Source organism: Thermoflexibacter ruber, assembly GCF_900113045.1.
GTDB classification, from domain to species: Bacteria; Bacteroidota; Bacteroidia; order Cytophagales; family Thermoflexibacteraceae; genus Thermoflexibacter; species Thermoflexibacter ruber.
This window is the reverse complement of record NZ_FONY01000038.1, coordinates 37,485-53,377: the sequence shown is the minus strand read 5'-3', so window position 1 is coordinate 53,377 and position 15,893 is coordinate 37,485. Positions and strand designations below refer to the sequence as shown.

Sequence of the window (15,893 nt, the reverse complement as noted above, 5' to 3'; positions counted from 1 at the left end):
CGGCAGATGTTTCTGATAATCAAGCGGGTATAGCAGCTATTGAGCAGTTATCAGGGAAAGTACCAAGACTTCAAAAGATAGCCGCTGATAGTGGCTACAAAGATAGTTTCATTACACATGTTCAAGAAGTCTATGGCTGGGAAGTAGAAATTGGACAAAAACCAGAAAGTCAAAAAGGATTTGTACCTGAAAAAAATAGATGGCAAGTGGAAAGAGCTTTTAGTTTCTTAAATTTCCGAAGGAGATTATTCAGAGAAATAGAAAAAACAATAGAATCAGCAGAAGCTATGATACAAATTGCTTTTATATCTTTTATTATCAATTATTTATAATCGCAAAACATTATCTTACAGCATAGGAATATATAGTTAATGTGATTGGGTTATTACAAAAATTATATATCCTGTGCTTTTTTCCAAATTTACAAGCATTTACTGCTGTTTATTTGTGTACGGTTTTAAATTTTTCCTAATCCAAATTTCAAAACCTTTTACTTTTTAGTATAATATATCAGCTAATAGACTTCTTGCGAAAATGTTTTTTATCGCCTCACCCTCCCTCTCCTTCTGAGAGGGAAAATAAGTGCTTTCGCAAGAACTCCAATAAAAAATCACTTCAAAAACTAAAGTATTCTTTGGCATTGTAGTAACAAATATTTTGTACCATCTGCCCCAACGTATCTATGTCAGAAGGGAGTTCTCCATTTTCTACATCATTGCCCAGCAAATTGCACAAGATGCGTCGGAAATATTCATGTCGAGAGTAGGAAAGAAAACTTCGGGAGTCGGTCAGCATTCCCACAAAGCAGGAAAGTAAGCCCATATTAGAAAGTGCGTTCATTTGCTTTTCCATGCCGTCTTTCTGGTCTAAGAACCACCAACCTGAACCGAATTGTATTTTTCCTCTGACTGAACCATCATTAAAATTACCTAACATAGTAGCAACGACCTCATTATCTTTGGGATGGAGATTGTAAATAATAGTCTTAGCCAAGCGGTCGTTTTTGTCTAAACTGTCTAAAAATCTCGACAGTGGCTTAGCAATAGAAAAATCGCCAATAGAGTCAAAACCAGTATCAGGTCCTAACATCTCTAACATACGAGAATTATTATTACGCATTGCTCCTAAGTGAAATTGCTGTACCCAACCTCTCTCTGCATATCTTTCTCCTAAGAATAACAATACCGCCGACTTATATTTGAGTGCTTCTTTTCCTTTGACTTCTTTACCTTCTCGGGCTGTTCTGAAAATTTCTTTGATTTCGCTTTCTTTGAAATCCTCTGCGTAAATAGTTTCCAAACCATGGTCAGAAAGCCTACAACCTAAACTATGGAAAAAGTCTATGCGGTCTTGGAGGACTTCTTGGAGGTGTTTAAACTTACGAATCTCCATGCCAGATGCCTGCTCTAACTTGTCCAAATAGGCATTGAACTGAGCAATATTTTCTATATTGAGAGCTTTATCAGGTCTGAAAGTAGGCAAAACCTTAGTACCAAAATCCTCTTCGCTGAGGAGTTGGTGATATTCTAAGCTATCCGTAGGGTCGTCAGTCGTGCAAACAACCTCTACTTTCATTCTTTTTAGGATTCCTCTTGTTGTAAACTCGGGAAGTGCCAGTTTTTCGTTACACTCTTCGTAGATTTCCTCTGCGGTTTGAGGATTGAGTATTTTTTCTATGTCAAAAAACTTTTTTAACTCTAAGTGCGTCCAATGATAAAGAGGATTGCGCATCGTTTGTGGGACAGTTTCTGCCCATTTCATAAATTTCTCGTAGTCGCTTGCCATACCAGTGCAGTAGTATTCGCTGATACCATTGGTACGCATGGCTCGCCACTTGTAGTGGTCGCCGTCCAGCCAAATCTTAGTGATATTCTCGAATTGCCTATTTTCCGCAATCTCTTTAGGGGAGAGATGGCAATGGTAGTCTATGATAGGCATTTGTTTAGCAAAATCATGGTACAAGGTTTTTGCTGTTTTAGTGTGCAGTAAAAAATCGTCAGTGAGAAATTTTTTCATGAGATTTTTAAATATTTAAAGCCATTAGTTGATATTTATTACTTCGCTGAAGGATGCTTTCTACAAATATATATTAAAATCATTTACTTCGAGTAAAAACTAAATATTTATCAAAGTATCTTACTCTATTCTTACATTATCTACTCTTGTTTCTATGGCATTTTGAGTAGCAGCAGGTAAGCGGCTAAAAAAATCCAGCCCTGTTTTTGCCTCTATTTCTCTTGCACTCACTCTAAACTCAAACCACTTTTTATCTTTGGAATCTTCTGTATTGGGCACATCTACGGCAATCACTCTGGTATTAGCGTTGATGCGGCTCAGGTCATCACCCCCGTCAGGAAGTACTAATATGACTTTCCAAATCCTGCTTGGTACTACTACCCTACCGTTAGCAATCGTTTCCGTAACTCCTCCATTACTTCCTGCGCCTCCTCTGCCGTACACCCCAGAAATGATATACATTTCATTTCCTTGCTCTGCCAACTTTCGGCAGTATTCTTCTAAAAGTCTCCATGTTTGCCTGTTATTTTGAGGGGCTTGTGGGAAAATATTGGTCATTAAGAAAGTAGCAGAATTGTCTTCTTTACTTGCATCGCGGTCATCAGAAGGGCAGAGATGTCCCCTATCAAAACCTGTATTGGTGTAATCACTTGGTCTTACAGCATACCAACTCGAGGGAATATCAGGGTCTGGGCGAAAATCGTCTTGGCGTTCTGCATTGCCTTTCCAGTCTTTATTTAGATGCCAACTTACCCAGTTAGCAGTTCCGCGGCTGCGATTGTAAGAAAGTACATACTGAGGCTTGGACATGAGGTAGTTATCAGGAAAGTTTACATTGGTGGTAGCGTTAGATGGATTGCCAAGTGCTAAGTGGTCATCTTTGCCTGCTACGCCCCTACTGGTAGTTTTTACACTCTCAAAACTAATATTGTCTATGTTTAGTCTGCCACCGTCTATCTTGCGAATTTCTATTTGCAAGTTGGCTGCGGGTCTGATGTCAAAAGCTACTACTTGGAGGGTAGTGCTGCCTGTCTGCACTGTATTTCCTTGCTTGCGCCAGTTTCTGCCATTATCCGTAGAAATCCACAATTCCCAAGTGGCTGGGTTATCTGTTCCATAAAGCGCGTGTTCTATGGAAATTTTCTGCACATTGATATTAAAATTGGCAGTAATTTTCCCATTATCTCTGATTCTCACTGCTCTGCTTCCTTTTTTACGGTCGCTCTCAGAAGTGCCTATGAGTGCCTCCTCCAGCGTCCAAGTCCCTAAACTTCCATTGACATTGCTTGTAGTGTAGGAAGTTTTGCTGGCAGATTCAAAATCTTCTGTAAGAATTTCTACATTGGGGTCAGAAGGACTTACCGACTGAGTTTGCTTACAAGCTACTGCAAACACAATCAAAGAGAAAAAAAATACGTATTTTACAAGATATTTCATAAGGAGAAAATTAATTTTTTTCAAAATTAATACTTTTATTTAATTTTTTTTGATTCTTTTCAATTTTCCTTGAAAAATATACCTTTGCAAAGCAAAAATGAAATCGTTTACTGGTTATCTGACCGATAATTAAACAAATTCTATCAATTATGATTTTATTTGATAGAAATTTGTAAAAAGATAATAAAGATAGATTTCGTCAGCCATTATTTAGAAACTTAAAAAATATGACCAAAGAAGATATACTCAAAGCCCTTGCGACGGTGGAAGAACCAGACTTGAAAAAAGATTTGGTTTCTTTGAATATGGTACAAAATATTGGTATTCAAGGGAAAGTAGTGCGATTTACCATAGTACTTACTACGCCTGCTTGCCCTCTCAAAGAACTCATCAGGCATAACTGCGAAAAAGCTATCCATAAGTTAGTAGATGCAGAGGCTCAGGTGTTTATTGATATGACAGCTTCGGTTACGACTTTGCGGGATAGTACGCCACTCTTGCCCAAAGTGCGCAATATTGTAGCTATTGCCTCTGGGAAAGGGGGAGTAGGCAAGTCGACAGTAACTGCCAACTTAGCCATGTCTTTGGCAAATACAGGGGCAAAAGTAGGCATCATAGACGCAGATATTTTTGGACCTTCTATGCCTACGATGTTCAACTGCGAGTCAGCGCGTCCAGGGCTTATCAACCAGAATGGCAAACAGTTACTTCTACCCGTAGAACAATATGGTATTAAGATTTTGTCTATAGGATTTCTTGCCCCTCCTGATGATGCAGTAGTTTGGAGAGGTCCTATGGCAAGTTCAGCATTGCGTCAATTCATTAGTGATACGGACTGGGGCGAGTTAGATTACATGCTCATAGACCTACCTCCCGGCACGAGTGATATTCACCTGACTCTGGTACAAACTGTCCCTGTTACGGGTGCGGTGATAGTTACTACTCCTCAGAAAGTTGCCTTAGCAGATGCCCAGAAAGGTTTGGCGATGTTCAGACAGAAACAAATCAATGTACCTATTTTAGGAGTAGTAGAAAACATGGCGTATTTTACCCCAGCGGAACTTCCTGAAAATAAGTATTATATTTTTGGGAAAGACGGTGGAAAAATTTTAGCCAATAGGAATCAAGTTCCCTTTTTAGGGGAAATCCCCTTAGTGCAAAGTATAAGAGAATCAGGAGATAAAGGTAAGCCCATAGTTACCCAGCAAGACAACCCAGTAGCGATTGCTTTTCAGGAAGTAGCTGAGAAATTAGCTCAGAATATTGCTATTAGAAATGCACAAGTAGCTTTAGTTTAGAAGATTTCTTTAAAAAGATGTTTGTTAGATTTAGAACACAGATTTTACAAAACGGTTTTCACAGATAAATCTCTGCTTTTGATGCCATTAGTAAAGTAAAATCTGTGTTCCATTGATTGACTTCCCCCAAAAAGAGCCTTACTCATTTATCTTTTTGAAGTACTCATTGACCTCTTTTTTATAGTACGGGTTTAAAGAGGCAGGAATAGACTTGAGCAATTCTACTTGTTTTTCCTTGATTTTCAGATACTCTGAAAACTCAGTAGGATTTTTTCGCTCTTTAGTATCTTTTGGCTTCTCAGCTTCTCGCTTCTCATCTTGCTCTCTTTCCCTCAGTGCTTTTTCTGACTCTAACAGTCTTGTCAAAATTTCCTTTTGGCGTTTGAGTGTTTCTTGGGTAATACGCTTATTAACAAGGTCTTCCTCTGTTTTCTCCATGTCGTCTAAGAGTTTGCCTAAGTTGCCATCTCCTCCATCTTCACCTCCATCACCTTCTGTACCTTTGCCGTCTTTTTGTCCTTTTTTCTTTCCTTCCTTTCCTTTCATTGCCTCTTTGAGTGCTTTGCGGATAAGCTCTTGCTGTGCGGCTAATTTTGCTAATTCTTGGGAAAGTTCCTTGCCCGATTTTCCACTTTTCATCAAGTCTTGGATTTGTTGGTTCAAAGATTTTTGCATTTCTCCCATTTGTGGGGAGGGTCTTTTCTTATTGATAATTTGCATACCCGCCATTTGCTGTCCCATTTGCTGTTGCATTTGGTGCAAAGTTTCATCGAGCATCAATGCCAAATTGTTCATAGAAGTCATAGCAAACTGCTGTTTACCTGAAGCGGCAGGTAGGTTTTTCTTTTTAATTTCCTGCAAACTTTCCTCCATGTATTGGTTCATCGTACCTACCTCACGCGTTACGTAGGATTGGATTTGAAAAACCCTTTTGGCTAAGGCAAGCAAGCTATCCTCGATGATTTTTGCATCATCTTTGAGTTTGAGTTGGGTTTGTCCTAACTGCAATATTCTTGGGTCATCTTGGCGTATTTTCCTAAAATCTTTCATCAAAGATTCTTGGTCAAATGAAAGTTTCACTAAATTTTCCAAAATTTTCCTCAAATCATTGTAGTCCTCTATTTGTTGTTGCATTTCTGCATTTTGCTGCATTTGTTGCATCTGTTCGGACATCTCTTTCATTTTTTGTCCTGCTTTTTTCTGGTTCTCAGCTGCTTTTTGAGGTTGATTTTGCTCTAAATTTTCTTGCCCTTTTTGCTGTTCCTCTTTGATTTCTTGCTGTTTGTCTTTGGTCTGCTCCAAGTCCTTCTGATTTGCTTTTTGCAAGTCCTCGTTCATTTTCTCCATTTTTTTCATTTCTTCTTGGATTTTCTCAAACTTTTCGTTGAGTTCTTCTTGCTCTTGTTTGAGTTCCTCTATTTTTTCACTGTCTTTGGGCTTAGTTTCCTTGCTCTCCTCGGCAAGGTCTTTCTGCTCCTCGCTAAGTTTTTCCAATTCTTTAGCTGTTTCTTCTATTTTCTGCTCCAACTGCAATTTTTTAAATAATTCCAATGCCCTATCTAACTCTTTTTCAAGGTTTTTCTCTTTTTTCTCCAATTCTTCTAATAGGTTTTGGAAGTTATTATTTTGTGATTCTTGTTCTAAGAGTTTTTGCAACTGCTCATACAACTCACGAGTCTTCTCGTCCATGAGTTCGTCCATGAGTTCTTGCAATTTTTCTGCTTTTTCTGCAATTTTTTCGCTTTTCTCATCAAAACGCTCTTGCTTTTCGTTCAGCATTGCATTCTGTTTTTGCAACTCCTTGATTTCTTTTTGCAATTCTTGGCGTTTTTTGAGCAGTTCTTCTATGGCTTGCTTGTCTTGCCAATTCAGTTTTTTCTTGCCTTTTAAGCGGTCTTGTAATTCCTCTAAACTTTTCTTGACCTCTTCCGCTTTTTTCATGGTTTTTTCCATTTGGTTAGACGTATTGGCGGCAGAGGCTTCCAATTCCTTTTTGTACTCCTCTCTATCAGGCAAGCCAAACTCCAAAATAGTGCTTCTACTGCTTTTGCTCCCTTGAATACCGTCATTGTCCCAAACCTGCACAAAGTATTCTAATTTATCGCCTTGTTTCAAGCCTAATTGAGTAATCTCGAACTGATGAAAATAGCTTTGACTCATCAAAGAAGGGTTATGCTTGAGAATAGTAGTTTCAAAAGGCTTATTTTTATCGGCTTCTTTATTCTTAGGGCTGATGATTCTGTATTTCAACTCTAATTTAGTAATGCCGTAATCATCGGCGATATTTCCACCTAAAATCAGGTAGTTATAAAGCGTAGTATCTTCTGATTGCTTCAAAGTTATGCTTGGGTACTCATCAGGAATAGCATTGATGTAATACTCGATAGCTTCTTTGTTGCTACTGTATTGATTTTTTAACTGCACTTTGTAGGTTTCAGATTGCATAACACGGCGGACAAACTCAAAGGTATCTGCTCCTTTTGCCAATGCGTAATCCATCTTGTCTTTGAAAGTAAGACTAACAGAATCAGTAGTTTGTGTATTGAATACCCATTTGATAGTTGTTCCCGCAGGCACGATGAGATTACCTGTATTGCTTACTTTTTCCTCTTTTTTATTCAAATAACTTGGATAGGACAAGTAAGCAGTAAAGTTGCTCAAATTGGGTCTTTCTAATACTTTGATTTTATAGGAGTTAGATGAAAACCCTGAAGACTCAAAGCTAAAATCTATATCTTTTTGTACTTTTTTGAAGGTATAGGTAAAAATATTTCTGCTTGTACCAGCCTCCATTTTTAACTTTCTACCGTTAGAGGTAAGCAAGTCGACTTGGGTAGGAATGGCTTTGCCTGTAAGTTCTAAGTTTAAGGTAAAATCCTCATTTTTAAATACATGAAGTTCATTATTTACAACATTGAACTTAAAAGGGGCTTGCGGTTCAAAAGTTTGGCTGTAGTTCACGATTCTGGTGGTGCTTTCCGTAAAAAGTTCAGGAATGACATTGTAAAGCACCAAAAGAACAAGAATAATCGCTAATAAGTATTTGAGATACTTGCTGTTAGATTCGTATTTAATTGCATCGGGGAAGTTAATCACACTCAAACGTGCAGATTTCTGCTCTATGCTCGCTACCAACAAGGCATTGTCTTGCATATTCAATCTACCTAACTGCAAGAGGTTCAATAGTCTATCACCTACCTCTGGGAAGTAGTTGCCAATTTGATTTGCTGCCTCGTCAAAGGACAAAGGTCGGTTCAAATCGAAAAGGCGCAGTAAAGGAATAGTAATCCAAAAATATAAGCTCAGCAAAGCAGCAGTGAGGAAGGAAAAGAACAGCACTCCTCGCCAAATACTGCTGAAGTTGCCCACATATTCTAAGGCATTAATCACTAAAAAAGCACTTAAAAGGGCAAGTAAGGTAAAAATAGTACCCTTTAACAAGAGATTTTTATAATATTTGCTCTTGTAAGCCTGTAATTTTTCTATAATTTGATTATAAGAATTGGGCATGGTCATTATTTTTTATGAAAGAATACAATGCGTTTTGGGTTGTTGATATGCGAATCATAAAGATATAAAAAATTTGTGATTTATTTTCCAAATTTACATGAATTAACATGATTAAAAAAATTAATGGGGTAGCCAAGCAAGGGTATTTTGTAAAAATATTTGGTTATAAGTAGTTCAACAAAAATAAAAATCTTTGTATTTGTCAGTCCTGTAAGAACTTGCGTGTTGTAAATACTTTTGAGTTCCATGGGAACGTAACTAATTCACTAAGAAATGCTTGCGTTTCCTCCACGAGGCTTTACAACGCTTTGGCATGATATACTTTTACAAAACAAGAACTTCTACGAGGTTCAATAAAAAGAATAGACTTACTATTATGTAAAAATCAGGTATTTACAAAATTATTAGAGTTTTTATTATCTGATTTTCAATAGACTGCTTTTTCAATCATAGATGGTTAATTATTCATCTAAATTATTATTGGCTATTGATAGAAAACGGATAATACTGATTTTACGAATAAAATACAGATTTTTTGAGTAATTTCAGTGAAAATCTGTCTAATCTGCAAAATGTGTGTTTTAAAACTAAAAAGTTGTCTGTTTAACTCGTTGATTATGAATAGACAAAAACTCTAATGGTTAAAATTGAGGTTGCTTTGTTAGACAGAGCAAAATGAGTTAAATTAAGAGTAAGTAATAGAAATTGCTGATGTTTAGCAATAAAAATTTTGTTTTTAGCACCTTATTTGAGGGCTTTTAAAATAGGTTTCATTTTATACCGTTATGTATTAACAGTATAATATCTATATATTTACATGAATATTTGTATATTTAACTTTGCTTTCAAACCTAAATTCCTATGATTAAACGATATATTACAAACCAACAGCATTTAGACAATATGTTATTCATAACCAATACGCTATATAATAGGCAGCAGATTTTTTTCAAATTTTTTTTGACTTTCTGTTTATTATTTCTTCTTCATTATTCATCAAACGCCCAAGTAGCTACACCTACTACCTCTGATGTAAGCCGATGCGGTGCAGGAAGTGCTACTCTTACAGCAAGCGGGGCTCCTATGGGTGGCTCTTATAGGTGGTACACCGTAGCTACGGGCGGTACGCCAATAGTGGGTGCTACTTCTTCAAGTTTTACTACGCCTACGCTCACTACTACCACTGACTTTTTTGTCAGTGCGGTATCCGCTGACGGCATGAGCGAGAGTGCAAGAGCCAGGGCAACGGTACAGATTTTACCTTTGCCTGTTGCTCAAATCCAGCAAGGGGCGATCATTGGCTACTGTGGCTCGCCTACCCTTACCCTCAATGCTGTATTAGTAGGTGGTGCAAGCTACCAATGGCAAAGGTTTAGTACCATTGGCGGCGGTTCCTTCCAGAATGAAACAGGGGCAGGGAGCAACACCCCTAATTATACGCTTACTTCGCCTACCAGAGGTTTTTTCAGGGTAGCTGTTACAGGTGCTAACGGTTGTACAGCTTTCTCCCCTGTCATAGAGGTACTGCCTGACTTTGTGCCAGAAGCGGTCATTGTGCAGGGAAATATGGGAACGATTTGTGAAGGGCAGCCTTTTACTTTGCAAGCCAAAATAGATGAGTTTAGTGTAGGGAATACTTATCAGTGGACTTTTTCCCCTAATAATACCACTTATACAGATATTACGGGAGCCACTATGAACGCTTTTAATGCCACCAATGCAGGTTTCTACAAAGTAAGAGTTACCAAAAATGGTTGCTCGGCTACTTCTGATGCTATCCAACTTACGCAAAGCCCTACGCCAACGGCAAGTATTCAGCAAGGGGCTTCTGCAAGTTTTTGTTTAGGGGGAAATGTAGTTTTAAATGCTCAAACAGATATTGGCAATCAATTTCTCTGGCTTATAGGTCCGAGCGCAACAGGTCCTTTTGCTCCTGCCTCTGGATTGAATAATACAATGACCTATACAGCCAGCTCAGCAGGTTTTTATGTAGTAGATATTACACGCAACGGCTGTACAAAACGCTCTAATCCGATAGAAATTACCCAAGAACCTGCACCAGTGGCAATCATCACTAATCCTAATCCTACCTCTTTTTGCTTTGGAAGTAATGTAACTCTGAATGCACAACAAGCCACAGGAAATATTTATCAGTGGAAGTTTTCAACGACGGCAACAGGGACATATACAGATATTGTAGGAGCAGTCAATGCAAATTATCAGGCAAATCAAGCAGGATTTTACAGGGTAGAGGTGAGAAAACCTAATTGTAGCGTGGCAGTTTTATCTGACCCTATCCAAGTTACAGAAACCAGAGCCGTCATTCAGCAAGCCCCTTTGGCAAGTTTTTGTAAAGGAACGACTACTACTTTAAATGCCGTACTTGTTGCCAATGCCACTTATCAATGGCAGTTTTCTACCACAGCTACAGGAACTTTTACTAATGCAGCAGGAACGAGCAATACAGCGACCTACACCACAGGCGTAGAAGGTTTTTACAGGCTAAACGTTACCAAAGACGGTTGTACGCATACGTCTGAAGTGATGCAAGTCAAAGAAAAAACAGCTACCATTGCTCAAGGCTCTAACGCTTCTTTTTGTAAAGGTGGAAATATTACCCTCATAGCTAATGAAACAGGAACAGGTTTTACATATTTATGGCTGTTTTCCCCCACATTGACAGGCACTTACACCCCTGCAAGCGGGACAAATAATGCAGCTACTTACACAGCTTCGCAAGTAGGTTTTTATCGCATCAGAATCACTGAGGCTGGTTGTGAAAGTACCTCCGACCCCATTTCCGTTACAGAAGCCGCCTTACAGCCCAATGCCGATATTTTACAAGGTGCTTCTGCACAATTTTGTGTGGGGGGCGACGTCATCATTAGTGTTACTCCTCAGCCGGGTGCTACTTATCAGTGGTTATTTTCTCCCACTGCGACAGGGACTTATATTCCTGCCTTAGGCACAAACAATACCTCAAACTATACAGTTGTACAAGCTGGTTTTTATAAGGTCAAAGTTTCTCTTGGAGGTTGTGAGGTAACAACTACAGTTCCTTTGCAAGCCTCCCAAGTAACTTCTATGCCTAAGCCGACTATTCAACAAGGAGGATTGGCGACTTTCTGCACAGGGGGCAGTGTAAGTTTGCTTGCCTTACTGAATATGACGGGAGTAACCTACCAATGGCAATACTCGCCGACCTTGGCAGGAGTATATGTCCCTGCAAGCGGAGTTACCAATCAGCAAATTTATACCACCAACCAAGTCGGTTTTTATAGGGTACAAGTAAGCAAAGATGGCTGCGGGACTAACATTTCTGACCCTGTGGAAGTGAGAGAAACGGTAAATAAGCCTGTGGCAAAAATCTTACAAACTTCCCCTGCCCAATTCTGTGCAGGAGGCGATGTACTCTTAGAGGCACAAACAGGCACAGGTTTTCAATATCGCTGGCAGTATAGCACTACAGAAACAGGCACTTACGCCAACGCAGGCGGCGTAAACAATCAAGCTACCTACTTAGCTAACCAAGTTGGTTTTTATAGAGTGCAAGTAACTTTGGGTGGGTGTATCGAGGTTTCTACCCCGATACGTGTAGAGCAAACTACCATGACCCCTAAACCTACCATAGACCAAGGAACAGTTACCAACCTTTGCCAAGGAGGAAACGTTACGCTTTCTACTTCATTAAAAGGGACAAATTATTTTTACTTGTGGCGTTATTCTCCCACAGTTACAGGAACTTATACGAATGCACCGGGTATAAATAATACTGCCAACTACTCAGCTACCCAAGCAGGATTTTATACTGTAGTAGTAGGCATTACCAACTGTACGAATAGAGCAGAATCTGACCCTATTGAAGTCAAGTTATCTACCACTAAACCCATAGCAACTATTTTGCAAGGCGCAACAGCCCAATTTTGTGTGGGGGGAGATGTAATTTTAGAAGCCCTACAAGGAGTTGGCTATCTGTACCAATGGAAGTTTTCTGCTACGCAAACAGGTACTTATACTAATGCTATAGGCGTAAGTAATCAGTCAAACTACATCGCTACTGAAGCAGGTTTTTATGTGGTCGAGGTAAACTTAAACGGTTGTAAGGAAACTTCTGCGCCTATTGCCGTAACTACTACTACCACTATGCCTAAACCTATCATCTTGCAAGGTACTTTGGCTTCTCTCTGCCAAGGCAGTACACTTACGCTCAATGCACAAACTAAAAGTACAAAATATACCTACCTTTGGGAGTTTTCTGCCACACAAACAGGTACTTATGCTCCGGCAAGTGGAATAAATAACCAAGATAATTATACTGTAAGTATGGCAGGATTTTATCGCTTGCGAACAAGTAGCCCTACTTGCGGAACGGCTACTTCTGACCCTATAGAAATTAGAATTGCTACGGAGATTCCTGTTGCCAAAATTTTACAAGGTAGTGCCATTCAGTTTTGTGCTAATGGAGATATAATTTTGGAAGCACAAAAAGGTACTAATTATACTTATCGTTGGTTGTATTCGCCTACCGCCACAGGTACATTCAACAATGCCATAGGAGCAAATACGAGCGATGCTTACACCACCAACCTAATCGGATTTTATAAGGTAGAAGTAACCTTGCAAGGTTGCAAAGCCACTTCCGATGCTATCAACGTAAGTTCTACTACTGCGATGCCTAAACCTATCATTGCCCAAGGTGGCTTGATTTCTTTTTGTGAAGGAGGAAATGTTACCTTGAATGCTTTGACCAAAAGTACCAAATATACTTACCAATGGTTGTTTTCTACTACACGAACAGGCACATACACCAATGCGAGTGGAAACAGTACCCAAGATAGTTATGCTACCAATGTAGCTGGTTTTTACAAGCTAAGAACTACTGCGGAGGGTTGTGGAACGGCAGAATCCGACCCCATAGAAATCAGAGTAACCACAGAAAAGCCCAAAGCAGAAATCATACAAGCCCCTTCTGCACAGTTCTGTGTTAATGGAGGTGATGTGATTTTAGAAGCAGTACAAGGCACAGGCTATCAATATCAATGGAAGTTCTCTTCCACAGCCACAGGCACTTACACCAACGCAAGTGGGAATAGCACCCAAGCATCTTATACTGCCAATGTTGCTGGCTTTTATGTGGTAGAAGTAACCTTAAATGCTTGCATAACAACTTCTAACCCGATTCAAGTTACGGGAACATCTACCATGCCACCTGCAACCATTGTGCAAAGCGGCGTGATTCAGTTTTGCAAAGGTGAAAGCGTTACTTTGAATGCCAAATCCAAAGGTACAAATTACCAATACCAATGGTTATATGCTACTACAGCGACAGGAACTTTTACTAATGCAAGCGGAAACAGTACCTCGCCTAACTATACGGCTACCTTAGCGGGGTTCTATCGTTTGAGGACTACCTTTGCAGGTTGTGGGACAAGCACTTCTGACCCTATTGAAGTAAGAGAAACGCCTTTTGTGCCAGAACCTAAAATCCGTCAAGCCCCTACGATTTCTTTCTGTACAAATGGAGATGTATTTTTAGAAGTTATCCCTGAGCCTAACGTAAAATATACATGGCTTTTTTCAGAAACTGCCAGCGGTACATTTGCCTTAGCAGAAGGGAAAAACGACGATACGCTCTATGTAGCTAAAAAAGCAGGGTTTTATAAGGTAGTAGCCACTTTGGGAGCTTGTGTAAAAACTTCAGAAGCTACAGAAGTCAAATCAACCAATATGCTTCCTGTGCCAGAAATTTCGCCAAGTGGTAGAGTTTTCTTCTGTCGTGGGGGCAGTGTGGTACTAAGGAGTTTATACAGAGGCACAAACATTACTTATCAATGGCAAACTGCGACCTCAGCCACAGGAACTTTTACTAATGTAAATGGAGGAAATGCCTTTGCTCTTACAGTAAGCCAAGCAGGATTTTATCGGGTAACTATCTCAGCAACAGGCTGTGGAACGGCTACTTCTGCCGTCATAGAGGTTGTAGAAACTACTACACCTCCTGTCGCTACTATCTTGCAAGGTTCAAGAGCAGAATTTTGTACTAACGGAGGCGATGTCCTCTTGGAAGCTCAAATTGACCCAACATATACCTACCAGTGGAAATTTTCAGAAAGTGCTAATGGCGTTTTTGAAAATGCCACAGGAGTAAGCAATTTAGCCAATTATTTAGTAAATCGTGCTGGTTTTTATAGGGTAGAAATTAGCGTAAATGGTTGTAAAGCAACTTCCCAACCTATCCAAGTGGTGGGAGTTACGACTCTTTCCCGACCTACTATAGTGCAAGGGACTACAGTAGAATTTTGCCAAGGCGATAATGCCGTCTTGCAGACTCTTGTCAAAGGAACAGGTTATGTCTATCGCTGGTTTTTCTCTGAAACTGCCACAGGTGTATTTACGCAAGCAAGCGGAAACTCAACTTCTGATACCTATATTACGACTATCTCTGGTTTTTATCGCTTAGAAATCAGCCGACAGGGCTGTGGCTCCAATGTGTCTGAAACTATTGCGGTGATTTCCAAGCCAAGACCTACACTTACATTTGCTACACCTAAGACCATAGAAATATGCGAAGGAAGCAATTTGCAGTTAGCCGCAGAGGAGGTCGTGGGAGCAAGCTATGCTTGGAGAGGAGCAAACGGTTTTAGTTCTTCTTTGAGAAACCCAAGCATCAATAATATTACCAATAGCGGTAGAGGCTTTTATGTACTTACTATTACAGGAGCAAATGCTTGTACGATAACAGATAGCGTAGAAGTTAAAGTAAATCCCAGACCTACATTTACTACAGCCATCACAGATAATGTCTGTGCCAATGATAGAAACGGGCTAATACGTCTTACCTTTACAGGCAACTTGCAGTTTAGACTTGGCAATACAGGAAATTTCCAATCTGTATCAAGTTTTAATAACTTAGCAACAGGGAGTTATACAGTCTCTGCTCGCAACGAACAGGGTTGCGAAAGTAGCCAAACCGTAACTATCAGAGCAACTAATCCCGCAGGGGCGCAGGTAAATGCAGGGGCAGACGTAAGCATACAAAAAGGTGCGGCAGTTAGATTGCTGGCTACCAACGCCGTAAGCTATCGCTGGTCGCCTGCTGAGGGACTAAGCAATCCTGAAATTGCCGACCCCGTAGCCAGTCCAAGGCAAACCACTACCTATACAGTAACAGGTACAGACCGAAATGGTTGCACTACGACAGACGAAGTAATAGTAACGGTAATAGATAATGGAGAGATTGTGGTGAAAAACTTGCTTACCCCCGATGGCAACGGCATCAATGATACTTGGGAAATCATCAATATAGAACGCTACCCCGATGCAGAAATAAAAGTGTATGACCGTTGGGGCTTAGAAGTATTTAGCACCGTAGGCTATCGCAACAACTGGGACGGAAGAAGCAAGAGTGGCGAAAAACTCCCTGACGGGGCTTATTATTACCAAGTAAGCGTAACCATTAATGGACAAAGAAGAACGATTACAGGAGGTATGAATATTATGAGGTAGGAAAATATTTAAAGAGGCTTTATGTTTTTCTATTTGGATTTTTAGTGCTTGTATTACTGTATCAAATGTATAGTAAGCAAATACTAAGAGTATCATTTGTAAATAATATCGGACTGAGAGGATATT

At 39.7% G+C, this 15,893-nt stretch carries 6 protein-coding genes; 3 read left to right on the top strand and 3 right to left on the bottom strand.

Features of this window, described 5'->3' with window-relative positions; all coding sequences use genetic code 11:
* The coding region (locus tag BM141_RS17905; protein WP_143090980.1) for a transposase at positions 1-332 on the top strand (332 nt) is incomplete at its 5' end.
* 283 nt (positions 333-615) lie between these two features.
* On the opposite strand, the gene uxaC is transcribed toward BM141_RS17905, so the two are convergent.
* The gene (uxaC, locus tag BM141_RS17900; protein WP_091548844.1) at positions 616-2,016 is read right to left on the bottom strand and encodes a glucuronate isomerase; all 1,401 of its coding nucleotides are present in this window, start codon (positions 2,014-2,016) and stop codon (positions 616-618) included.
* Between the two features lie 120 nt (positions 2,017-2,136).
* Entirely contained in the window at positions 2,137-3,453 is a 1,317-nt protein-coding gene (locus BM141_RS17895) for a DNA/RNA non-specific endonuclease (protein ID WP_091548843.1), read from the bottom strand.
* 227 nt (positions 3,454-3,680) lie between these two features.
* Here BM141_RS17895 and BM141_RS17890 point away from each other — a divergent pair, with 227 nt between their 5' ends.
* On the top strand, positions 3,681-4,751 hold the full coding sequence (locus tag BM141_RS17890) for an Mrp/NBP35 family ATP-binding protein (RefSeq protein ID WP_091548842.1): 1,071 nt from the start codon (positions 3,681-3,683) through the stop codon (positions 4,749-4,751).
* A 138-nt stretch (positions 4,752-4,889) separates the two neighbouring features.
* Here the strand turns inward: BM141_RS17890 and BM141_RS17885 are convergent, their stop codons facing one another.
* A complete protein-coding gene (locus tag BM141_RS17885) occupies positions 4,890-8,267 on the bottom strand; it encodes a DUF4175 family protein (protein ID WP_245764100.1) in 3,378 nt (1,125 codons plus the stop codon).
* A gap of 855 nt (positions 8,268-9,122) precedes the next feature.
* On the opposite strand from BM141_RS17885, the gene BM141_RS17880 reads away from it, so the two are divergent.
* Positions 9,123-15,767: a T9SS type B sorting domain-containing protein gene (locus BM141_RS17880; protein ID WP_091548841.1), complete on the top strand. Its 6,645-nt coding sequence runs from the start codon at positions 9,123-9,125 to the stop codon at positions 15,765-15,767.
* The last annotated feature ends 126 nt before the right edge of the window (positions 15,768-15,893 follow it).